Raw genomic sequence first — 20,743 nt, forward strand, 5'->3', positions numbered from 1 at the left:
GCCTCACGGACGGGCAGCGGCCTGCGCCGCCGGTTCAGTGCCGGTCGAGCGAGGACATCAGTTCGTCGGCCTTGGCGCGCAGCGCCTCGTAGCCCGAACGCGCATGCTCGGGCAGGTCCGGGTCGCCGATCAGCGTGCCGAGCGTCTCGATCAGGCTGAACGCGAGCCCCTTGGCCGCGCCCGTCGCGATCGACTGCGAGGCGACCGACGCATGCAGGTGGTCGATCGCCGCTTCCATCTGTTCGAGCTGCGCGTCGCGGTCAAGCGGGCGGCCTTCGTCGGGCCGGGTTTCCTGGGTCATGGTGCCATCTCCTTGAACTGAACGATGCGCCGCCGGACGCGGCGCGCTCCATCGATTCGACCACGCGGTGCCCGCGTGATTCCCGCGCGGGCCGGGCGGGCGGGCGGCCGGACCGGACGCGGCGGCTGGCCACGGCCCGTTCCACTTGCTCGACCGCTCCCGCCGCCCGCCGGGCCGCCTGCCTACAGCGCCGCCACCACCTTCACGCGCCCGTTGCCCTGCGCGGCCGCCACCACCTGGCCGCCGACCCGGCGGAACGTCAGCGAGACCGTTTCGTCGCCCACGCGCAACCCGTCGAGATCGAGCCAGGCGATCCCCTCGGGCAGCGCCGGGCGCTCGATGCGCACCTCGCCGCGCGCGGCGTCGACGCTCACGCCGAGACAGGCCTGCAGCATCATGAACGGCGAGCCGGCCGCCCAGGCCTGCGGCAAGCAGGCGACCGGATAGGCCGTGGGCGGCTCGCCGCGCCGGCGCGGGAAGCCGCAGAACAGCTCGGGCAGGCGCATGTCGAAGCTGACCGCCGCCTCGAACAGCGCGCGCAGCAGCTCGGTGGCGGCCGTCTTGTTGCCGTAGCGCGCGAAGCCGCGCGCGGCCAGCGCGTTGTCGTGCGGCCAGACCGAGCCGTTGTGGTAGGCCATCGGGTTGAAGCGCGGCTGGCCGGCCGCGAGCGTGCGAACGCCCCAGCCGGTGCGGAACAGCGACGAGTCCAGCGTGGCCGCCACGGCCTCGCCGCGGCTCGCCTCGGGCAGCCCGAACGCGAGCAGGTGCCCCGCGTTCGACGCCAGCACACGGCACAGCTCGCCGCGTCCGTCCAGCGCGATCCCGTAGAAATTCGCCTCCGGCATCCAGTAGTGCGTCTCCACCGCCTCGCGCAGCTTCCGGGCGCGCGCCGCGTAGCCGGCGGCCCGTTCCGCGTCGCCGCGATGCGTGGAGAACGTCGCCATCGCGTCGAACGCCGCGCAAGCGTAGGCCTGCACCTCCACCAGCGCGATCGGCCCTTCCGGAAAGCGGCCGTCGGCGTGGAACACCGAATCGTGGCTGTCCTTCCAGCCCTGGTTCGCGAGGCCGCGCTCGGAGGTCTTCTGATAGTCGAGCAGGCCGAGCGGATTGCGGTCGCAGGCGCGCGCGACCCAGTCGGCGGCGCGCTCGAGCGCGGGCCACAGTTCGTCGATCAGCGCCGCGTCGCCGGTCTGCTCCAGGTAGGCGCCCGCCAGCACCACGAACAGCGGCGTGGTGTCGACGCCGCCGTAATAGAGCGCGAACGGCACCTCGCCGGTGGCCGCCATCTCGCTGCGGCGGAACTCGTGCATGATCTTGCCCGGCTCGGCGTCGCGGAATGCCGACGCCTCGCGCGCCTGGTGCTCCGCGAGGAAGCGCAGCACGCCGCGTGCGAGCGACGGCTGCAGCCACAGCATCTGCAGCGAGGTGATCACCGCGTCGCGGCCGAACGGCGTGGAGAACCACGGAATGCCGGCATACGGATACGGCCCCGTCTCGAGCTGGGTGGTCAGCAGGCCGAGATCGGCGAGCGAACGCTCCAGCCAGGCGTTGAACAGCGGGTTGCTGGTGCGCACGCGCGCGGTCATGCGGCGCCGTTCGCGCATCTTGCGGTGGACCTGCACCAGCGCGCGGCGCAGGCCGGGCCGGCCCGCCTCCGCGAGCGGCTGCGACGGCTCGGCCGGCTCGCCGTCGCGCTCGATGCGCGCCTCCACCGTCAGGTAGATCGACACGCAGGCCTGCGCGGCGATCGTCTGCGTATAGTCGGCGCGCTCGGTATCGAGCCGCACCGGCGCCGGCGAGAAGCCGATCCGCACCGTGCGCGCGACGCCGTCGAGGCCGTCGTAGCGCAGCCGCACCTGGCCCGCATCGACGTGCGGCGCCGCCACCTCGCCGCGTCGCTCGCGCGGCGTGCCGCGCACCTCGAACATGTCGAGGAAATCGGCGGCGAACGAGATCGACAGCGGCACCTCGGCGTCGGTCGTGCCGTAGTTGGTCAGCGTCAGCGCCTCGTAGAGCACGTTGTCGGAAAGCACGCGCATCCGCTCGATGTGGATCATGCCTTCCGGCATCTCGTGGCCGCCGAGCGGCGGCAGCGGCCGGTTGGTCAGATGCGCGGTGAACGAGGCGTTGTCGGCGCTGGTCGCGCCCGACAGCAGCGACGGCGCGCGGCCGCCGAACGTGAGGCGCCAGCCCGACAGCACGCGCATGTCGTCGACGAACAGGCCGTCGTCGTGACCGGAGATGTCGCCGAGCGCGTCGCTGACGACGAACGCGTCGCCCGACTTCAGCACGTGCTGGCTGCCGCGCACGGGTTTCTGCGAGCCGGGTTCGGGGGCGATGAAGGGGGGCGCCGCGGCGCCCGCGGGCGGCGCCACCGGCGGCGCGGAGGAGGTGGCGGCAACAGCCTGCGCGGCCGTCGAGGAAGCGTGATCTGCTGGAATACCGGGCATTGCGACTCCTGACTGCGGTCCACGGGAAAGGGGCGGCGAACCGGTCTCTGCTCGCACCCCGATTCGCCACAGGATAGGCCAGAATGTGCCCGCCACGCAGCGTCGCGAATCCGGCGCGGTGGACGGCAGGACGCGCCGCCGCCCGCGGGCGGGCGTCAGGGAACGGGCCGTGGATGATGGGGAGCCAGCCGGTGGCGGCCCGGATCGCGCGCGGGTAGCGGTGGATGGGCGCCCGCTCCGGCAACCGCCCGCCGTGCCGGGCCGGCGTCGCGCCGGCCAGCCGGACGGCGGGACAAAACGAGATAACGACCGTCAGTGATCGACGTCGGCCTCCAGCCGGCCCATCGCCTCGCCGGCACCGCGCACGGCGCAGCTCAACGGCTCGTCGGCGACACGCACCGCGAGGCCCGTCTCGTCGAACAGGCGCCGGTCGAGATGAGCAAGCAGCGCGCCGCCGCCCGTCAGCACGATGCCGCGATGCGCGATATCGGTCACGAGTTCGGGCGGCGCCTTCTCGAGCGCGGCCTTGACCGTGGTGATGACCTGGTTCAGCGGCGCCGCGAGCGCCTCGGCCACGTCGTGGTTCGACAGCTCGATGGTGCGCGGCAGGCCGTCCTCGACGCCACGCCCGACCGCGCGCATCGATTCGCGCGGCACCGAGCGGCAGGCCGAGCCGATCTGCTTCTTGACGTGCTCGGCGGTCTGCTCGCCGAGCAGCACGTTGTAGAGGCCGCGCACGTGGTTGATGATGGCCGCGTCGAACTGGTCGCCGCCGACCCGCACCGACTGCTGGTAGACCACGCCGCCGAGCGACACGACGCCGACCTCGGTGGTGCCGCCGCCGATGTCCACCACCATCGAGCCGACCGCCTCGGTGACAGGCAGCCCCGCGCCGAGCGCGGCCGCGAGCGACTGGTCGATCAGGCTCACGCGCGAGGCGCCGGCCGCCATGGCGGCCTCGCGCAGCGCGCGCCGCTCGACGGCGGTGGCGCTCGACGGCACACACATGGTGAACGCGATGCGCCGCCCGAACAGCGAGCGCGCGTGCGACATGCCGACGAACTGGCGGATCATCTGCTCGGCCGCCGGATAATGCGCGATCACGCCGTGCCGCAGCGGGCGCACCGCCTCGAGATGCTCGGGCACGCGCCCGAGCAGCGCCTTGGCCAGTTCGCCGACCGCCTCGACCCGCGCCTTTTCGGCATGCGCGCCCGATTTGCGGAAGCAGACCACCGATGGCTGGTTCAGCACCACGCCGCGTTCCTGCGTGTAAATAAGCGTGCTCGCGGTGCCCGGATCGACCGCGACGTCGTTCGAGAAAAGCCTGCCCAGCATGGGTGTCGACATTGTGTGCCCCGACGAACTGACCGACGAATACGCGCGAACCCGGCCCGATCCGGCATTTCCCCGCGCCGGTACCGCTCGCTCGTTGCCCGCTCGCGCGCGCATCGATGATGATGCGCCGTCGACCGGAAGTTTCTACTGTAGGTAATTCCGGGTCAATGGAGAATATTCCGATGTCCAATTGACAATTTGACGGAAAAGTCGGGACTCCCTGACATCGACCGCATGAATTGACGGCGGGCGCAAAGTCTGTACTCTTTCGGCTGGGGCCGCGCATTCACCGCCGCGCAACCACGCCATACCGATATCAACAGTAGAAATGCGCCTCATCGCCTCCTCCGCCTCGCACCGCGAATCGTCCGCCGACCGCCTCGCTGCGCGCGCGCCGCTGCCGGCTGCCGGGCCTGAATCCGTCTCCTCCCGCGATGGCCGCCATGGCCCGCTTGCCGCGCAGGTCGTGCGCCTCGCGTTCGCCGCGCTCGGCTGGGCCTGCTGCGCGCTGCCCGCCACGGCGCGGGCCGAAGCGGTGAACGGGCCGGCCGCGCAGGCCGCCTTGGCGGCACCGGGCGCACCGACCAACCCGACGGCCTGGGCCGCGGCGCTCGCGGCGATGCAGGCGCAGCGCAATGCAAACGGAGAAAACGCTGCCGCGCCGGCAATGGCAGCAGAAGCCCCGGCGGCGGCCCCCTCGACGACCGTATCGCCCTCAACCACCGCCCCCACCGACGACAGCGCCCCCACCCACGCCTGCGTCGCGAACGGCGGCCCGCCGGGCCGGCCGTCGATCGGCCTGGTGTTGTCAGGCGGCGGCGCGCGCGGCTACGCGCATTTGGGTGTCCTGAAGGTGCTGGAAACGCATCGCATCCCGGTCGACTGCATCGCGGCCACCAGCATGGGCGCCGTGGTCGGCGGCCTCTACGCGAGCGGGATGGGCGCCGACGAGATGGCGCGGCGGCTCTCCGGGGTGAACCTCACCGACATCGCGTTCGACGTCGTCGATCGCGCGGACCTGCCCCAGAAGCGCCGCGAGGACGAGGAGCACTACATCGGCGGCCTGACGGTGGGCTTCGGCCCGAACGGCTTCAAGGCGCCGGCCGGGCTGATCCAGGGCAACCGGCTGCAGGCGCTGCTGGCCGACTGGACCGCAGCGGTGCCCGTCAACCAGTCGTTCGACAAGCTGCCGGTGCCGTTCCGCGCGGTCGCCACCGACCTCGGCAACGGCCACATGGTGGTGCTCGACCACGGCTCGCTGCCGCTCGCGATCCGCGCCAGCATGGCGCTGCCGGGCCTGTTCTCGCCCACCGAGATCGCGGGCCGCACGCTGGTGGACGGCGGCCTCGTCAGCAACCTGCCGGTCAGCACCGCGCGCCGGATGGGCGCCGACCTGGTGATCGCCGTGGACATCGGCTCGCAATTGCGCCCGCTCGATTCGCTCGCCTCGGCGGCCGACGTGATCCAGCAGATGCTCGGCATCCTGATCCGCCAGAACGTCGCGCAGCAGCACGCGCAGCTGCACCGCGGCGACGTGCTGCTCGAACCCGATCTCGGCTCGCTGTCGTTCATCGATTTCCAGAACGCCCAGCAGGCGATCAAGGCCGGCGAGGCGGCGGCCAACGCCGCGCTGCCGCAACTCGAACGCTACGCGCTGTCGCCGGCCGACTACGCGGCCTACCGCGCCGCGCACGCGCGCGCGCCGGCGCCGCCGGTGCGGCTCGCCGAAATCGAGATCCGCGCGGGCGGCCCGGTGCCCAAGCGCGTGGTGGCCGACGCGCTGCACGTGAAGCCCGGCGACATCTACGATCCGCAGGCCATCAACCGCGACCTGCTCGCGCTGTCGACCAGCGGCAACTTCGATTCGGTCACGCAGCAGGTGATCACCGACGGCAACCGCAACACGCTGCTGATCGACGCGCGCGAGAAGAACTGGGGGCCGAACTTCCTGCTGTTCGGGCTCGGCATGTCGAGCAGCTCCAGCGACGAGGGCGGCTTCCGCTTCCACGTCGGCTACCGGCGGCCCTGGCTGACCGAATCGGGGCTCGAATTCCGCGCCGACACCACGCTCGGCAGCGACCTGCAGGCGCTGCGCACCGAGCTGCGCCAGCCGCTGTCGAGCCGCTACGGCTTCTATCTCGCGCCCTACGCGGAACTGGAGCGGCGCTTCGCGAACGTCTACTACGACGACTACAAGCTCACCCAGTACCGGCTGCAGACGCAGCGGCTCGGCCTCGACCTGGGCCTGCCGATCGCGCGGCTCGGCGACTTCCGGGTGGGCCTCGCCTACGCGCACGGCAGCGCCTCGGCCACCTACAACCTGCCGCTCGACACCACGCCCGACGGCCGGCCGATCGGCGAGGCGTTCCAGCCCTACAACGGCCACGAGCTCACCGCGCGCGCGCGGCTGCTGATCGACCAGCTCGACGATCCGATGCTGCCGCGCCGCGGCTATTACCTGGAGATGCGCGTCGACCGCTCGATCGTCGCGAGCGAGCGCACGCGCTATACCGAGCTGTTCGGCAAGGCGATGATCGCGCAGGAGTTCGGCCGGCACAGCCTCAGCGCGAGCATCGAGGGCGGCAAGAGCCTCGGCGGCGTGAGCCCGGTGAACCTGCTCGCGTTCACGCTGGGCGGCTTCCAGCACCTGTCGGCCTACGCGGCCGACCAGCTGAGCGGCGACGCGCTCGCCTACGGCCAGCTCACCTACATGAACCGGCTGATGACGTTCAACGCGTCGCCGATCAAGGCGTTCTACGTGGGTGCGAGCGCCGAGGTCGGCAACGTCTGGAGCGCCGACGACTCGATCAGCAGCGGGCCGCTCAAGCAGAGCTACTCGCTGTTCGCGAGCTTCGCCACCTCGTTCGGGCCGATCTACGTGGGCGTCGCACTGGCGCCGGGCGGCGTGCGCAACCTGTATTTCCAGCTCGGCCGGACTTATTGAGCGCCGGTCGAGCGTGGTTGAACCCGCTCGATGGCGCATGGATCGATCGCGGCGGCCGGAACCGCCCGGCCGCGAATCCACGGCGGGCTGCCGTTCGAAGCGCGGGCGAAGGCCGGACCGCAGCCGCGCGGCGGCGGCCACGCCCTGGCCCGCCACCATCACCCGCCCTCACCTCGTCCTCACCTCGCCGGGCCATCACCGGCCGGCAACCGTCAGCCCGGCCAGCCGATCTCGAAACGCGCGCCGGACAGCACGCGCGCGTCGGTCACGACGATCCTGCCGTGGTGCGCCTGCAGCACCAGCCGCGTGATCGCGAGGCCGAGCCCGTAGCCGGCCGTATGGCGGTCGAGCCGCACGAACGCGTCGAAGATCCGCTCGCGCTCGATGTCGGGCACGCCCGGGCCGTCGTCCTCGACGAACACCGTGATGCCGCCGTCGGTGCCGGTCGCGGCGCCGATCACGATGCGCGACAGCGCGTACTTGCCGGCGTTGCGCAGCAGGTTGCGGATCGCGTAGGACATCAGCCGCGTATCCATGTGTACGCGCAGCTCGCGCGGCACGCCGATGCGCATCTCGATGCGCTTGGTGGGGTCGAGCTGGGCGACGTCGCGGACCTGGGTTTCGAGCCAGATGGCCAGCCCGGTCGGCTCCAGGTTCGATTGCAGCGAACTGTATTCGAGCCGCGCGTAGGTGAGGCTCATGTCGATCAGCTCGTCGAGTTCGGTCACGTCCTGCGCGATGCCGTCGAGCGCGGCGTGGCGCTCCGCCTCGGAGGCCGGATCGCGCAGCACCTCGAGCGCGAAGCGCACGCGCGCGAGCGGCGTGCGCAGTTCGTGCGAGATGCCGTTGGTCAGGTCGCGCTGGGCCTCGATCAGGCGCTCCATGCGCATCGCCAGCGCGTTCAGGGTGCGCGCGAGCGGGCCGAGGATCACGCTGTGCGATTCGCGCGCGCGCGTGTGGAAACGCCCGCCGCTGAAATCGATGGCGCGCTCGCGCACCATCACGAGATCGCTCCAGGTCGGGCGCGCCCAGCGCCAGGTGGCGAGCGCCGGCACCACGATCACGAACAGCGCGACGCCGAGCGCGCCGCCCGGCAGTGCCTCGAAGCCCGCCAGCACGACGCGCGGCGACAGCGTGGCCGACAGCGCCAGCAGCGGCACCGCCACCATCGTCAACACCAGGCTCATCAGATGCAGGTAGGCGCGCAGGTAGAGCCGCGACCAGCTCGGCATGCGGTCGGCACGCGTGTCGGTCCACGAGCGCCGGAAGCGCAGCCAGCGCCAGCGCAGGTAGCGCAGCGCCGGCAGGCGCGAGGGCGGCGACAGCGGCGGCGGGCAGGCCGCGCCGCGGCGGGTCGGGTCGATCCTATTCCCACTCATGGGTGCTGAACTGGTAGCCCTTGCTGCGGATCGTCTTGATGCGCCGCGGGTGGCTCGCGTCGTCCTGCAGCTTGCGGCGCAGCTTCGAGATGCGGCCGTCGATGGTGCGGTCGAGCCCGTCGAACTCCACGCCGCGCAGTTGCAGCATCAGGTCGTCGCGGCTCACCACCTCGCCCGCGCGGCATGCCAGCGCCCACAGCAGGTCGAACTCGGCCGAGGTGAGATCGGGCGACGAGCCGTCCGGCAGCCGCACCGAGCGGTTGCCCCGATGGATCGAGAACTTGCCGAACGTGAACGCTTCCGGCTCGGCCCCGAACTCGGCCGTGCGCGCCGGCGAGCGCCGCAGCTGGGCCTTGATGCGCGCCAGCAGGATGCGCGGCTCGACCGGCTTGCGCACGTAGTCGTCGGCGCCGAACTCGAGCCCGAGCAGTTCGTCGTAGGGCTCGTCGCGCGCGGTCACCATCACGATCACGCCGTCGTAGTGCTTGCGCGCCTCGCGGCAGATCTCGAAGCCGTCCTTGCCCGGCAGGTTCACGTCGAGGATCACGAGGTCGGGCCGCGACGAGAGAATCGCGGGAACGGCCGCGTGGCCGTCGAGCACGGTGTCGACTTCGTAGTCGTGCTTGCGCAGATAGCCGGTGATCAGGGTGGACAGACGGCTGTCGTCCTCGACGAGAAGAATCCGGAAAGGCATGGGCGAGATCGTTACGTGTTGCGTGCGGAAAATCGGGGATGGCGGGGCGCAGGTCGGGCCGCGTACCGACCGGTAACCATCGGTAATATTCGAGAATAATCCGAATCATACTGCCGCCGGCGCCGGATATCCGCCCAATTCAGGGCGCGCGACAAGGATTTCGGCAGCGCGGCGGCCAGACTGGTCGGACCAAAACGGCGCCAGGAACTGCCGCGCCGGTCACGCACCGAGTGCGGAAGCGGCACGGCATCCGTCCGGTAAGCGCTTACCGCGTTGAAACGGGCGCCGGTTTGCGCGCCGCCAACCCGTCCGGAAGCCGCCCCGGTTCGCGTGCGTCGCCACGGCAGCGGTCCGGCGCTTGACGAATCGCGGCGCAGACGGTTCCATACGGGCTCGCTGAATTCGGCGCCCCGTGCGCCGCCCGATCGCCGTCATGAATTACCCATCGATACTCGAACGCATCCACACCGAAATCGCGCCGTGGATCGGCGCCGGACGCGTGGCCGACTACATCCCCGAACTCGCGAAGGTGCCCGCCGAGCGCTTCGGCATCGCGATCGTCACGCTCGACGGCCAGACCCACACGGTGGGCGACGCGCACGAGCGCTTTTCGATCCAGAGCATCTCGAAGCTGTTCGCCTGCACGCTCGCGTTCCAGCTGCTCGGCGACGAGCTCTGGCAGCGCGTGGGCCGCGAGCCGTCGGGCACCGCGTTCAATTCGCTGGTGCAGCTCGAAAGCGAGCGCGGCAAGCCGCGCAACCCGTTCATCAACGCCGGCGCGCTGGTGGTCACCGACGTGCTGAGCCGCCGCTTCGTGCGCGCCGAGACGGCGCTGGTCGAATTCATCCGCCGGCTGATCGGCTCGAACGAGATCGACTACGACTCGCGCGTGGCGCAGTCCGAATGGCAGCACGCCGAGCGCAACCGCGCGATGGCGCATTTCATGGCCAGCTTCGGCAACATGTGGATGCCGCCCGACGCGGTGGTGGAAGCCTACTGCCGGCAGTGCGCGATCTCGATGAACTGCGTGGAGCTGGCGCAGGCCGCGCTGTTCCTCGCCAACGGCGGCGTGGCGCCGGTGACCGGCGAGCGCGTGGTGGACGCGAGTTCGGCCAAGCGGCTGTCCGCGCTGATGCTGACCTGCGGCACCTACGATGCGGCCGGCGACTTCGTTTATCGCGTCGGGCTGCCGGCCAAGAGCGGCGTGGGCGGCGGCATCGTGGCGGTGCTGCCGGGCGAGATGGCCGTCTGCGTCTGGTCGCCGGGGCTCGACGCGAACGGCAATTCGCTGGCCGGCGTGCTGGCGCTGGAATGGCTGACGAGCTACACGGAACGCTCGATCTTCTGAAGCCGCGCGGGGCCGAGGTTGCGGCGGGCGGGCGGACGCTTCGACCGCCGCGGATCGGTCATGCCCCGCCGTCACGACGCGGCGCGGCGCCCGCTCTCGAACGGCTCGCGCGCGCCGGGCGCGGTCGCCGCCATGACCGGTCGCGTCGACAGCGGCGCGAGCCACTCGGCCAGCGCCGGCGCGCGTTCGCGCCAGGCGCGCCCATAGCGGAAATCGGCGTATTCGAGCGCGACGGCCACCGCGATCTGGGTGCCCGAGACGCGCCCGTCGCGCTCGGGCGTCAGCTCGTCGAGGCGCGCGGCGAGCGTATCCACCGAGCGCAGGATGCGCGCCTCGAGCCTGGCGAGCGTCGCGTCGTCCTGGCGCGCGGGATCGCGCACCGACTCGACGCGGCGCGCCAGCGTGGCCTCCATCATCCCGTCGGCGAGCGCGAGCATCGACAGCGCGGCCACGTCGCCCGTGCGTACCAGCGGCGCATGCGCGTGCAGCGTGTCCAGATGCAGCATGATCGCCATGCTGTCGTAGAGCCCGGCCGTGTCCGACAGCGCGAGCGCCGGAATCTGCCATAACGGATTGAACGGCGCGAGCGCTTCGGGCCGCTTCATGTCGATGAACAGCTCGCGCACGTCGAGCGCGCGCTCGTGCGCCGCGACGACGACCTTGCGGCCGAACGGCGAGGTCGCGTCGGTCAGGATCTTCAGCATGTTTCGGTTTTCCCTGGGGCAGTGCGTGGAACGGGGGCTGCCGGCCTCGCGTTCACGGCGGCGTCGAGGCCGACTCCGATCCACGCGAGCACCGCGATCAGGCCGGGCGCCTCGGGCGCCGGATCCGCCGGATCGATCAGCAGCGTGATTCTGGCCGATTCGCCGACGGCCTGCAGGCTCGCGCGCGGCCGGAGGCCGGCGTCGGCGGAGGCGTCAGGTGCGAAAGCGCCGGGGCGCCGCGCCGAGCGATGGATCGAGGCCGCCCGGCGCTTGCGGCAGCGCGGGGCGCACCGCCGCAAGCGCGGCTGCGGGGTGTCCGGGGCGCGTACCGCTCACCCGCTTGTCCACTCGCTTGCCCGACCGCTCGCTTTCCCGACCGCTCGCTCACCCCGCCGCACCGTCCGCCACCCGGAACCACGACACGGCCGAGAACAGGCTCTCGCTCTGCCGTTCCAGCGACGCCGAGGTCACCGACGCCGTCTCGATCAGCGCCGCGTTGTGCTGCGTGGTGGCCTCCATCTGCACCACGGTCGCGTTCACGAGTTCGATGCCGGCCGACTGCTCGCGCGAGGCGAGGCTGATGTCGGCCATGATCGCGTTGACGCTGTTCACGGCGGTCAGGATCTCGTCCATCGTCGCGCCGGCCCGCATCACCAGCGCGCTGCCCTCGTCGACGTTGGTGGTGGAGGCCGAGATCAGCTCCTTGATCTCCTTGGCGGCGGCGGCCGAGCGCTGCGCGAGCGAACGCACCTCGGCGGCCACCACCGCGAAGCCGCGGCCGTCCTCGCCGGCGCGCGCGGCTTCCACGGCCGCGTTCAGCGCGAGGATGTTGGTCTGGAACGCGATGCTCTCGATCGTGCCGACGATGCTGACGATGCGCGCCGAGCTGTCCGAGATCGCGTCCATGGTGCGGACCACCTGCTTGACCACCGCGCCGCCGCGCGAGGCGATGTCGGAGGCGCGCGTGGCCAGCTCGCTCGCGTCGTGCGCGTTGTCCGAGTTCTGCCGCACGGTGGCCGTCAGCTGCTCCATGCTCGCGGCGGCCTGCTGCAGCGACGCGGCCTGCTGCCCGGCGCGCGAGGACAGATCGCGGCTGCCGCCGGCGATGCCGCGCGCGTCGAGCAGGATCGCCTCGGTGCCCTCGCGCACCTTGCCCACCACCTGCGCCACGCGCTGGCGCATCTCGTTGAGCGCGCCGAGCAGGCGGTCCATCTCGTTGCCGCGCCCGGTGTCGATGCGTCCGGTCAGGTCGCCCGCGGCGATCTTCGCGAAATGCCCGACCGCCGCGTCGATCGGCCGGACGATCGCGCGCGCGAGCGCCCGGTGCGCGACGAAGCCGGCCACCAGCGCGAACACGCCGGCCGCGCCGAACGCCGTGAGCGCCACCCCGAAGCGCCGCGCCGCCGCTTCGTAGCGCGCGCGCTGGCGGTCGACCTGGAACGCCTCCAGCGCCGTCAGCGCCTGCTGGTAGTCGTCGAACCAGGCCGCCGACATCTCGCGCTGGGTGCCGAGAAAATCGACGAGATTGTCGGCGTCGAGCTGCTTGATGCCCTTCTCCAGCCCCTGCGTGAGCAGCTGGGCGCGCTTCGCGAGCATGGTGTCGAGCAGCGCCTTCTCGGCCGCGTCCGGCGCATGCAGCGCGCGATAGGCGTCGAGCTCGCGGCTGCTCTCGTCGAGCAGCGCGTGCAGCCGGCGCACCTCCGCGGTGGCCGGCTTGCCCGCGCTGATGATCTGCTCGACGTTGCCGAGGCCGATGCGCAGCATCAGCATGCGCTCCGAACTCGTCTTCAGGTGGACGACGGACGCGGTGTCGTCGCGATACATCGCGTCGAGCGCGCCGTTGCTCTTCACGAGCGAGAACGCAGCCGCCCCGATCACCAGCATCAGCAGGACCGTACAGCCGGCAATCGTGGCGGCGAGCCCGCCGCGGATCGTGATGGTTCGAGACATGGTCGGCAAGGGAAAGAGGCGCGCGCATCGGGCCTGGCGGCCGCGGCGCACGCGGGGATCGGACGGAACGCCGGACGCGCTCGCCCGGCACATGACCGCGCGGCCGGCATGGGGCCGGATTCGCGCGCTTCATGTCGGGCTATCGGAAACGCGAATTTTTGACTTGAGCGGCGAAGCGACGGGAACCCGTCGAAAACCGCCATCGCCGGCGCGTCCGGTGAAAGGACGCGACAGGAATGGGGGCGCCGCGGCGCGTGGATCGCCTGCGGGCCGCCCGCGGGGGCGGGCGCGGCGGGCCGGAGCGCTCAGCGCACGGCGGCGACGCGGTACGGGGTGGGCCGGCCGGCGGCCTGCCAGGCCGCGATCGCGACCGCGACGCGCGCGTCCACCTCGGTGAGCGGGCGCGGCTCGCGATCGCCGTTCATCAGGTACCAGTGCCAGCCGCCCTGCGCGTCGCGCACCGACAGCGGCAGGATCGCCGAGCCGCGCATCAGCGGGCTCACGGCGTCATGCAGGTCCTGGAAATTCGGACGCGTGGTGTGGATCACGGCCACGTCGCCGTTTTCCAGATCGCGGCACACCGCATCGACGTCCACCGGCTCCGCATAAAAATCGATCTGCATCGCGTTTCATCCGGCTGGTCGACGAGAGTTGTAGTCTAGTCGGTGAACGGCGGCTTACAAAGGCCGGCGAAGGCCCGGCGGTACGCGCAAACGCGCGGCGCCGCCCGGGCAGGACCTGCCACGGGCGGCGCCACGTGCAACGCGCAGCCGAAACACGCGGCGGCCGCGAGCCGGCGCCTTACCAGGTCGCCGAGAACGCGCGCTGCACGTCTGCCGGCGAGGTGATGCCGTTCGAGATCAGCAGCTGGGTGAGGATCCGCGCCTTCTGCGGGTTCAGGTCGAGCGACACCGCGAAGCCGCGCTGATCGTCGTTCACTTCCACGTTCCGGTTCACGAAGCCGCTGCCGACGCGCGTCGAGCGCACCACGAGGATGCCTTGCCGCGCCGCCTGCTGCAGCGCATCGAGCGCCTTGCCGGAAGTGTTGCCGTCGCCCACCCCGGCCAGCACGATGCCCTTCACGTGATCGGCGATCGCATGGTCGATCTGCTGCGCGTCCATGTTGCTGTGCGAATAGACGATCTCGACGGGCGGCAGCTTGCCGTCGGCCGGCAGCGCGTACTTTTTGCGGGAATCGGCCGTGGCCGGCGCGAGGAAGCGCACGCTCGCCGGATCGACGTAGCCGATCGGGCCGCTGTTCGGCGAGACGAAGGTCTGCACGCTGGTGGAGTTGGTCTTGGTCGCGCCGCGCGCCGAGTGGATCGTGTCGTTCAGCACGATCATCACGCCGCGGCCGCGCGCATGCGGATCGGCCGCCACTTCCACGGCTTCGTAGAGGTTGGCCGGGCCGTCGGCGCTGATCGCCGTGGACGGCCGCATCGACCCGACCAGCACCACCGGCTTGTTGGTGTGCAGGACGTTGTCGAGGAAGAACGCGGTTTCCTCGAGCGTATCGGTGCCGTGCGTGATCACGATCGCGTCGGCCTCGTTGCGATCGGAGATCTCCTGGATGCGCTTCGCGAGCTTGAACCAGACGCCGTCGTTCATGTCCTGCGAGCCGATCGACGCGACCTGCTCGGGGCTCAGGCGCGCGAGCTTCTCGATGCCGGGCACGGCGTCCACCAGCTGCTGCGCGCTGACTGCGCCCGCGTTGTAGGCATTCGCGGCGCGCGCGTCGGCCTTGCCCGCGATGGTGCCGCCGGTGGCGAGAATCGCGACGCGCGGCAGCGAGACGGCGGCCTGGGTGCCCGTCGCGACGGGTGCCGCCGCGTCGGCGGCGAACGAGGCCGGCGCGCCGAGCGCGACGAAGGCGGTCAGCGCCGCTGCGGCGGCGAGACGAAGCAGAGCATGGCGAGACCCGGTTTTCCCGAAAGCGGAAATGTCGTTCATTTTAGACTCCATACATTTTTGATTCGCTGAATTGCACTTCGCAAACATCATTCGATGTTGTTTTCATTTCCGATCGCTCGCAGCCAATCGGTCACGCTGCCGCCGGCCCGCCTGACCAGCGTGCAGTCGATGCTTCGAGCGGGGTGGGCGGCATGCCCGGGGGCGCGCCGATTCGCGAGAATCGCGACGATTCGGAAGGTGGTTTTCAGATGATGTCGTAAGTCATCCTAAAACCAATTTCATTCGCCGTCCTTCGATTTGACCAAATTTGACTTAAATTCTCCGGGGCTCGCTGATGCGCGTCAAACTGGCTCCAGCACGGCGAATCGGCATGATCACCGGGCCGGGGCGGCCGGCGTTTGCGGGGAACACGGCAGACGTGCCGCCCGCATTGTGCTGACGCAAGGAAACATCGAGCGCGGGAGATGCCGGCACGCGGCCCGGATGGCGCGATGCATCATCGCTTCCCGGCCTTGAATAATGATTCGCCATCCTATTGAAATGGCATGATTGTCAATCGATGGCCATCTACCCCAAACAAGGCTTCACGGAATGGCCGCATCACATCCCGATCGATTCGAATAGCGGGAAAATCAACGAATCAGGAAAGGCACATCAAACGCGGACCGATCCGCGGCATGGTCTCGAGTCTTTTTATTTATCCCATGCCGACGGCGGTACCGGCACGGCCGGCACCGCCGCCATCAAATCACCTGCCGCCGCGCTCAGGCCGGGTTGCCGTGATTGTCGGTATCGAAGGTCTGCGACTGGAACGCGATGAACACCGCGAGCCACGCGCCGTCCGGGTAGCGCAGCATCAGGCAGCCATCCTGATAGACACCGTTGTCTTTTTCATACGAACCCGAGTTGCCCTGGTTCATATGGATGTCATGGATGCCCTGGCCCGGCACGAACTTGAAATACTGGTCGGGCTTGTCCTCGGGGCCCCACTTCGCGCCGAACGCGAACACCAGCGAGCCGGCCTCGTCCATCGCCTTCACGACGGCGCTCTCCAGCCGGTCCTTCAGGTCGTTGCTCTGCCCCGGCACGTCGGGCGGCACCGGCACCATCGCCTTGGTATCCACCAGGCCGCCGCGCACGAAGTCGATCGCGAGGCCGCCCGGCTTGCTCGCCAGCTTCGTGAAGCCGGTGTCGGCCGCCATCAGCTGCGTGGTCAGCGAGTCGGGCAGCGTCGTCGTCGATTCGAACAGCACCGTCGAGGGCGCGTGCGGCGCCGACGATTTCACGTTCACCGCGATCCGGAACACCTCGTCGCCCGCATGCACGAGGATCTGGTAATGATCGTCGTCAGCGTTGCGCAGATGTCCGGTAACGGTGCCTTTCAGCAAGCCATAGTTCAGTGACATGGGATCGTCCTGTGGTGGGTGGAAAGCGATTCTGCCGTTCGCGACTGACAGTTTTGCGAAACGCGAGTTGCATGCGCAGGGCGTTTTCCCGCCTGCTTTGAACGTGGCGGCCACGCGGCGCCGCGGATCGGTAAGCGCTACCGCGCACGCGCATCGCATTCGGCAATTTCGTGCGGCGCGCGAGGCGGCCGGCGCCGCGAACCTCTTCCACCAGCGCGACACGCCGGGCGGCGAGAGCCGCACGCCGACGCCGTATCACCTCGACGAAACGAAGGGCAACGCGCGGCGCGCTGGCTGCACCCCGCACGAGTGGGCCGCCGCGCAGGCCGCCTGGGACCATGGCCGCAGGTCGGCGTGACCGACCGCGACGCCGCCGCTCTCGCCCGGCTACCACGAGGCGGCCGAGGCGCCGTTCCCTCGCGCGCTGCCGACGCGTTCCCGCTCTGCGACGCCTGCCACTGCGGCATGCATATCGGCACGATCCCGAACCGGCTGTGCGGCCGGAGCGGCACCCGCGGCCCGAACGGCCGGAGCCCGGCCGACCGGCACCCGCTGCGCGTGGCCGCGCCGAACAACGAATTCCATCTCGGCAGCGGCAGCGGCGCGTCGAACGCGGGCCGGACCTGGACCGCCCGTGCGGACCGGCTGCAGCGGGCGGCGCGAGCGGGAAGGTCTGCCAGAGCCGGGGCGACAACGTCGGCTGCAGCGAGATGATGAGCTTTCGCCACTGGCGTGCCGCGTTCGAAGGCATGGCGGCCGGGCGCCGCCCGGTGTTCGTCCCTGACCGTCGACATCAGGCAGCCGGCGACGACGGCCCGTGGACGCCGAAGCTGGCCGGCCACGGCGCGGGCGAGCGGCGCGGGACGATGGCCGCGCGCGGCCGCTGCCACGACTTCACGGTGAGCCGCGACGCGTCGGCGGTGTTCCGGCGGCGCTTCGCGGGGCATCGAGACCGGCCGCGCTTCCGTGTCCGGTCCGGGAACGGGCACCGCATGAAACGTCCGCCCCTTTCCCGCCCTGCATGAAAAACGGCCGGCCACCGCGAAGCGCGATGGCCGGCCGTCTCGTCTCGTGCGGGCCGCGTCGCGGCCCGCCGCGCGTCAGAACTTGTGGCGAATCCCGACCACGGCCAGTTCCTGGCTGTCGGTGCCCGAGTTCACGCCGTAGCTGCCGATCGAGGCGGCCGCCGCGATCTGGCCGCCGGCGGCGTTGAGCGTCTTGCCGCTCGCCTTCTGGTAGCCCGCCAGCGCGTAGAGGTCGGTGCGCTTGGACAGCGAATAGACCGCGCCGATGTTGACCTGGTTGTAGTGCGCCGAGGCCGGCCCGGTCAGCGAGGTGTAGCTGTAGCCGACGCCGGTGTTCAGCGCCGGCGTGAAGCGGTAGTTGAAGAACGCCGAGCCGCTGTTGAACTTCGCCGTCGACTGGAACGTCGAGAGCGTGTCGCCCGCGTATTGCGTGTTCGAATAGCCGATGCCGAAGGTGGCCGCGGCGATCGAATACTGGGCGCCCGCGCGCACGATCTGGATCGACTTGGCGCTCGCGAAGCCCGAGTTGATCACGGTGTTGAACAGCGTGTCCGAGGTGCTGGTCCAGCTGCGCTGGCCGCCCGCCACGGTGCTGCCGCCGTTCGCGAAGAAGTAGCCGGCGCCGAGCTGCAGCGGGCCGTTCGCGTAGGCCGCGCCGAAGCTGTAGGTCTGGCCGCTGCCGGTCGCGCCGGCCACGCCGCCGAAGCCGTACAGCGCCTCCACCTGCAGGCCCGCGATCAGCGGGCTCGTGTACTTCACCGAGTTGCTCACGCGCAGGCTGTTGTCGTAGTTGTCGAGGTCGCCCGGCGTCGCGAAGGTGCCGCCGAACGGGCCGTCTTCGGTCAGCCCCTGCACGAGATCGACGATCGGATCGTACTGGCGGCCGAGCGTCACCGTACCCCAGCGCTGGTCGGCCAGCCCGACGATCGCCTTGCGGCCGAACTCGCGGCTGCCCTGGCCGAGCGCGCCGGTGCCCACGTTGAAGCCGTTCTCGATCTGGAAGATCGCCGCGAGGCCGCCGCCCAGATCCTCGGTGCCGCGCAGGCCCCAGCGGCTGCCCGACATGTTGCCGCTGCTGAACTTCAGCAGCGAGGACTGGTTGGCGCCGTTGGCGCCCTGCGCGTTGTGGACGTAGGCGATGCCGGCGTCGACGATGCCGTACAGCGTGACGGAGCTTTGCGCGTGGGCGGTGCCGCCGGCGAGCGAGGCGATGGCGGGCAGCGCGAGGAGGGACAGGCGTTTCATTCCGGTTTCTCTGGTGTGTTTTTGGAAGAGTTCGAACGTTATCGAAACCGATATCGGCGGGAAACCAAGGAATTCTTTGAAGAATATGAAAACAACAGATCGGAACGGCATGCCCCGGACGGATTGACGGCGGCGCATCGAACGGGGCCGGCCCAATTGCGCACGCAACCGGTTCGAGCGTGCCGCCCGACACCTGCCGGCGCCGCGCGCGGGCCCGGGAATGGCTCGGCTACCCGGCCGGCCTGGCGATGATGGCGGTCTACTTCCTGATGTTGGTCAAGCCCGCCTGAGCGAGCCGGCCCGCGCCGGCACGGCGCAGCCGCTGCGCCTCGGCCCGGGTCGCCACGCACGGCGCCGAGCCCGGCAGCGGCCGCCCCGCGCTCTCGCGCGCCGCCAGCACCGCCACCGCGCCGAGCGCCGCCGCGCCCATCAGGTAGTAGGCCGGCATCATCAGGTTGCCGGTGGCGCCGACCAGCCACGCCGCCACGAGCGGCGTGGTGCCGCCGAACAGCGAGACCGACACGTTGAAGCCGATCGCCAGCGCGCTGTAGCGCACCGAGGTGGGAAACAGCGCGGGCAGCGCCGACGGCATCACGCCGCAAAAACAGCAGAGCAGCACGCCGAGCAGCATCATGCCGGCGAACAGCGGCACGCCATGGCCGCAGCGAATCAGCAGCAGCGCCGGCACCGCCAGCACGATCAGCCCGAGGCAGCCGGCCAGCAGCACCGGGCGCCGACCGACCCGGTCCGACAGCCGGCCGGCCGCGAGCGTGAGCGGCATCATCGCCAGCATCACCAGCAGCACGACGAGCAGGCTGCTCGCCTGCGCGACGTGCAGCGTGGCCGACAGATAGTTCGGCAGGTAGGCGAGCACCATGTAGTCGGTCACGTTGAAGATCAGCACGAGCCCGATGCAGACCAGCAGCGCGCGCCGCTGCCCGGCCAGCAGTGCCACGAACGACGGCCGCGCATGCGAGCGCTCGAACCGCTCGCGGCGCTCGGCCTCCTTGCGGAACGCCGGCGTTTCCTCGAGCCGGGTGCGGATGTAGAGGCCGATCAGCCCGAGCGGGCCGGCGATGAAGAACGGCACGCGCCAGCCCCAGTCGAGCATCTGCGCGGGCGAGAGCGCGGCCGTGAGCGCCGTGACGGTGCCCGCGCCGAGCAGGTAGCCGGCCAGCGTGCCGAACTCGAGGAAGCTGCCCATGAAGCCGCGATGCCGGTCCGCCGCGAACTCGGCGATGAAGGTGGCCGCGCCGCCGTACTCGCCGCCCGTCGAGAAGCCCTGCACGAGGCGGGCGACCAGCAGCAGCACCGGCGCGAGGATGCCGATCGAGTGATAGCTCGGGATCAGGCCGATCGAGAAGGTGCCGAGCGCCATCATGATCATGGTCATGGCGAGCACGCGCTGACGGCCGATGCGGTCGCCGAGCGGGCCGAACACCATGCCGCCGAGCGGGCGCACCAGGAACGCGGCCGCGAACGTGCCGAAGGTGGCGATCAGCTGCACCGAACCGGCGGTGGACGGGAAGAACACCTCGCCGAGCGTCACCGCGATGTAGCTGTAGACGCCGAAATCGAACCACTCCATCGCGTTGCCGATCGCCATCGCGCCCACCGCGCGCCGCAACAGCACGCGATCGACGACGGTCACCTCGTCGTCGGCGAACGCGGCCGCGCGCGCTTCATACGGACGCGGCGGACGGGGCTGCGCGGCGCGCGCGCTGCCGGCTGGCTCGGCGGAGGGTCTGCGGGTCGATGGGCTCAATGGCACACTCCTGTAGGAATGGCGATGCGCCGCCTGGCGGCGGCGTGTCTCGTCGCGCGATCGGGCGGCCCGCCCGGTCGTCGTCGCCTGTTGTCGGATACGGTGATGGCGTCCGCGAGTTTGCGCGTGCGCAAGCGCGCGAGCCTGCGCGCAAACGTCCCGAAGCCGACTGGAAACGACAGCGTTGCCGCCCCGCCATTCTCGCCTCGCGGCGGCCGCCGCGCGCCTGCCGTGAAGTCGCGTCGGAGGGCGCCGCCGCCGCGCGCAAGGCGGCCGCGCGCCGGTG

At 70.7% G+C, this 20,743-nt stretch carries 15 protein-coding genes; 3 read left to right on the forward strand and 12 right to left on the reverse strand.

The genetic code is table 11. The features are described 5' to 3' along the window. Nucleotides 1–34: 34 nt before the first annotated feature. The 3 genes from bpln_RS29990 to mreB form a co-directional block, all read right to left on the reverse strand. Nucleotides 35–301: a hypothetical protein gene (locus tag bpln_RS29990; protein ID WP_042628749.1), complete on the reverse strand. Its 267-nt coding sequence runs from the start codon at nt 299–301 to the stop codon at nt 35–37. Between the two features lie 182 nt (nt 302–483). Beyond that, nucleotides 484–2,751, reverse strand: coding sequence for an amylo-alpha-1,6-glucosidase (locus tag bpln_RS29995; protein ID WP_042628750.1), 2,268 nt, complete (start codon nt 2,749–2,751; stop codon nt 484–486). Between the two features lie 312 nt (nt 2,752–3,063). After that, on the reverse strand, nt 3,064–4,098 hold the full coding sequence (gene mreB / locus bpln_RS30000; protein WP_042628751.1) for a rod shape-determining protein: 1,035 nt from the start codon (nt 4,096–4,098) through the stop codon (nt 3,064–3,066). A 316-nt stretch (nt 4,099–4,414) separates the two neighbouring features. On the opposite strand from mreB, the gene bpln_RS30005 reads away from it, so the two are divergent. Continuing rightward, nucleotides 4,415–7,030 carry a patatin-like phospholipase family protein gene (locus bpln_RS30005; protein ID WP_420807372.1) on the forward strand — a complete coding sequence of 872 codons (2,616 nt, stop codon included), beginning with the start codon at nt 4,415–4,417 and terminating at the stop codon, nt 7,028–7,030. A gap of 212 nt (nt 7,031–7,242) precedes the next feature. Here the strand turns inward: bpln_RS30005 and bpln_RS30010 are convergent, their stop codons facing one another. Together bpln_RS30010 and bpln_RS30015 are read right to left on the reverse strand one after the other, a co-directional pair. Continuing rightward, nucleotides 7,243–8,409 (reverse strand): ATP-binding protein, encoded by a 1,167-nt coding sequence (locus bpln_RS30010; protein WP_055140854.1) that lies wholly within the window; start codon nt 8,407–8,409, stop codon nt 7,243–7,245. Continuing rightward, the gene (locus bpln_RS30015) at nt 8,396–9,103 is read right to left on the reverse strand and encodes a response regulator (protein WP_055140855.1); all 708 of its coding nucleotides are present in this window, start codon (nt 9,101–9,103) and stop codon (nt 8,396–8,398) included. Before bpln_RS30015 ends, bpln_RS30010 begins: the two co-directional genes overlap by 14 nt. 433 nt (nt 9,104–9,536) lie before the next feature. Between bpln_RS30015 and bpln_RS30020 the strand changes: the two genes are divergently transcribed. Beyond that, nucleotides 9,537–10,451, forward strand: coding sequence for a glutaminase (locus bpln_RS30020; protein WP_055141274.1), 915 nt, complete (start codon nt 9,537–9,539; stop codon nt 10,449–10,451). 71 nt (nt 10,452–10,522) lie between these two features. On the opposite strand, the gene bpln_RS30025 is transcribed toward bpln_RS30020, so the two are convergent. The 5 genes from bpln_RS30025 to bpln_RS30045 form a co-directional block, all read right to left on the reverse strand. Continuing rightward, nucleotides 10,523–11,155 carry a glutathione S-transferase C-terminal domain-containing protein gene (locus tag bpln_RS30025; RefSeq protein ID WP_052498502.1) on the reverse strand — a complete coding sequence of 211 codons (633 nt, stop codon included), beginning with the start codon at nt 11,153–11,155 and terminating at the stop codon, nt 10,523–10,525. A gap of 384 nt (nt 11,156–11,539) precedes the next feature. After that, entirely contained in the window at nt 11,540–13,105 is a 1,566-nt protein-coding gene (locus bpln_RS30030) for a methyl-accepting chemotaxis protein (protein ID WP_080937485.1), read from the reverse strand. 305 nt (nt 13,106–13,410) lie between these two features. After that, nucleotides 13,411–13,728 (reverse strand): hypothetical protein, encoded by a 318-nt coding sequence (locus bpln_RS30035; RefSeq protein WP_042628755.1) that lies wholly within the window; start codon nt 13,726–13,728, stop codon nt 13,411–13,413. A gap of 178 nt (nt 13,729–13,906) precedes the next feature. After that, nucleotides 13,907–15,055, reverse strand: a complete 1,149-nt coding sequence (locus bpln_RS30040) for an asparaginase (RefSeq protein WP_042628756.1) — start codon at nt 15,053–15,055, stop codon at nt 13,907–13,909. A 725-nt stretch (nt 15,056–15,780) separates the two neighbouring features. Then, entirely contained in the window at nt 15,781–16,422 is a 642-nt protein-coding gene (locus tag bpln_RS30045) for a YukJ family protein (RefSeq protein ID WP_055140857.1), read from the reverse strand. On the opposite strand from bpln_RS30045, the gene bpln_RS38510 reads away from it, so the two are divergent. Continuing rightward, on the forward strand, nt 16,421–16,780 hold the full coding sequence (locus bpln_RS38510; RefSeq protein WP_158512087.1) for a hypothetical protein: 360 nt from the start codon (nt 16,421–16,423) through the stop codon (nt 16,778–16,780). The two genes, bpln_RS30045 and bpln_RS38510, sit on opposite strands and share 2 nt — an antisense overlap. Before the next feature lie 742 nt (nt 16,781–17,522). On the opposite strand, the gene bpln_RS30055 is transcribed toward bpln_RS38510, so the two are convergent. Both bpln_RS30055 and proP read right to left on the reverse strand, forming a co-directional pair. Continuing rightward, the gene (locus tag bpln_RS30055) at nt 17,523–18,692 is read right to left on the reverse strand and encodes a porin (RefSeq protein WP_055140859.1); all 1,170 of its coding nucleotides are present in this window, start codon (nt 18,690–18,692) and stop codon (nt 17,523–17,525) included. 259 nt (nt 18,693–18,951) lie between these two features. Continuing rightward, nucleotides 18,952–20,457, reverse strand: coding sequence for a glycine betaine/L-proline transporter ProP (proP, locus tag bpln_RS30060; protein WP_055140860.1), 1,506 nt, complete (start codon nt 20,455–20,457; stop codon nt 18,952–18,954). Between the last annotated feature and the right edge of the window lie 286 nt (nt 20,458–20,743).

This window comes from Burkholderia plantarii (assembly GCF_001411805.1).
Lineage (GTDB): Bacteria > Pseudomonadota > Gammaproteobacteria > Burkholderiales > Burkholderiaceae > Burkholderia > Burkholderia plantarii.

Coding starts and splice junctions, on each gene's coding strand:
- bpln_RS29990 (WP_042628749.1), bottom strand. CDS start 301: ATGACCCAGGAAACCCGGCCCGACGAAGGCCGCCCGCTTGACCGCGAC.
- bpln_RS29995 (WP_042628750.1), bottom strand. CDS start 2,751: ATGCCCGGTATTCCAGCAGATCACGCTTCCTCGACGGCCGCGCAGGCT.
- mreB (WP_042628751.1), bottom strand. CDS start 4,098: ATGTCGACACCCATGCTGGGCAGGCTTTTCTCGAACGACGTCGCGGTC.
- bpln_RS30005 (WP_420807372.1), top strand. CDS start 4,415: ATGCGCCTCATCGCCTCCTCCGCCTCGCACCGCGAATCGTCCGCCGAC.
- bpln_RS30010 (WP_055140854.1), bottom strand. CDS start 8,409: ATGAGTGGGAATAGGATCGACCCGACCCGCCGCGGCGCGGCCTGCCCG.
- bpln_RS30015 (WP_055140855.1), bottom strand. CDS start 9,103: ATGCCTTTCCGGATTCTTCTCGTCGAGGACGACAGCCGTCTGTCCACC.
- bpln_RS30020 (WP_055141274.1), top strand. CDS start 9,537: ATGAATTACCCATCGATACTCGAACGCATCCACACCGAAATCGCGCCG.
- bpln_RS30025 (WP_052498502.1), bottom strand. CDS start 11,155: ATGCTGAAGATCCTGACCGACGCGACCTCGCCGTTCGGCCGCAAGGTC.
- bpln_RS30030 (WP_080937485.1), bottom strand. CDS start 13,105: ATGTCTCGAACCATCACGATCCGCGGCGGGCTCGCCGCCACGATTGCC.
- bpln_RS30035 (WP_042628755.1), bottom strand. CDS start 13,728: ATGCAGATCGATTTTTATGCGGAGCCGGTGGACGTCGATGCGGTGTGC.
- bpln_RS30040 (WP_042628756.1), bottom strand. CDS start 15,055: ATGAACGACATTTCCGCTTTCGGGAAAACCGGGTCTCGCCATGCTCTG.
- bpln_RS38510 (WP_158512087.1), top strand. CDS start 16,421: ATGGGATCGTCCTGTGGTGGGTGGAAAGCGATTCTGCCGTTCGCGACT.
- bpln_RS30045 (WP_055140857.1), bottom strand. CDS start 16,422: ATGTCACTGAACTATGGCTTGCTGAAAGGCACCGTTACCGGACATCTG.
- bpln_RS30055 (WP_055140859.1), bottom strand. CDS start 18,692: ATGAAACGCCTGTCCCTCCTCGCGCTGCCCGCCATCGCCTCGCTCGCC.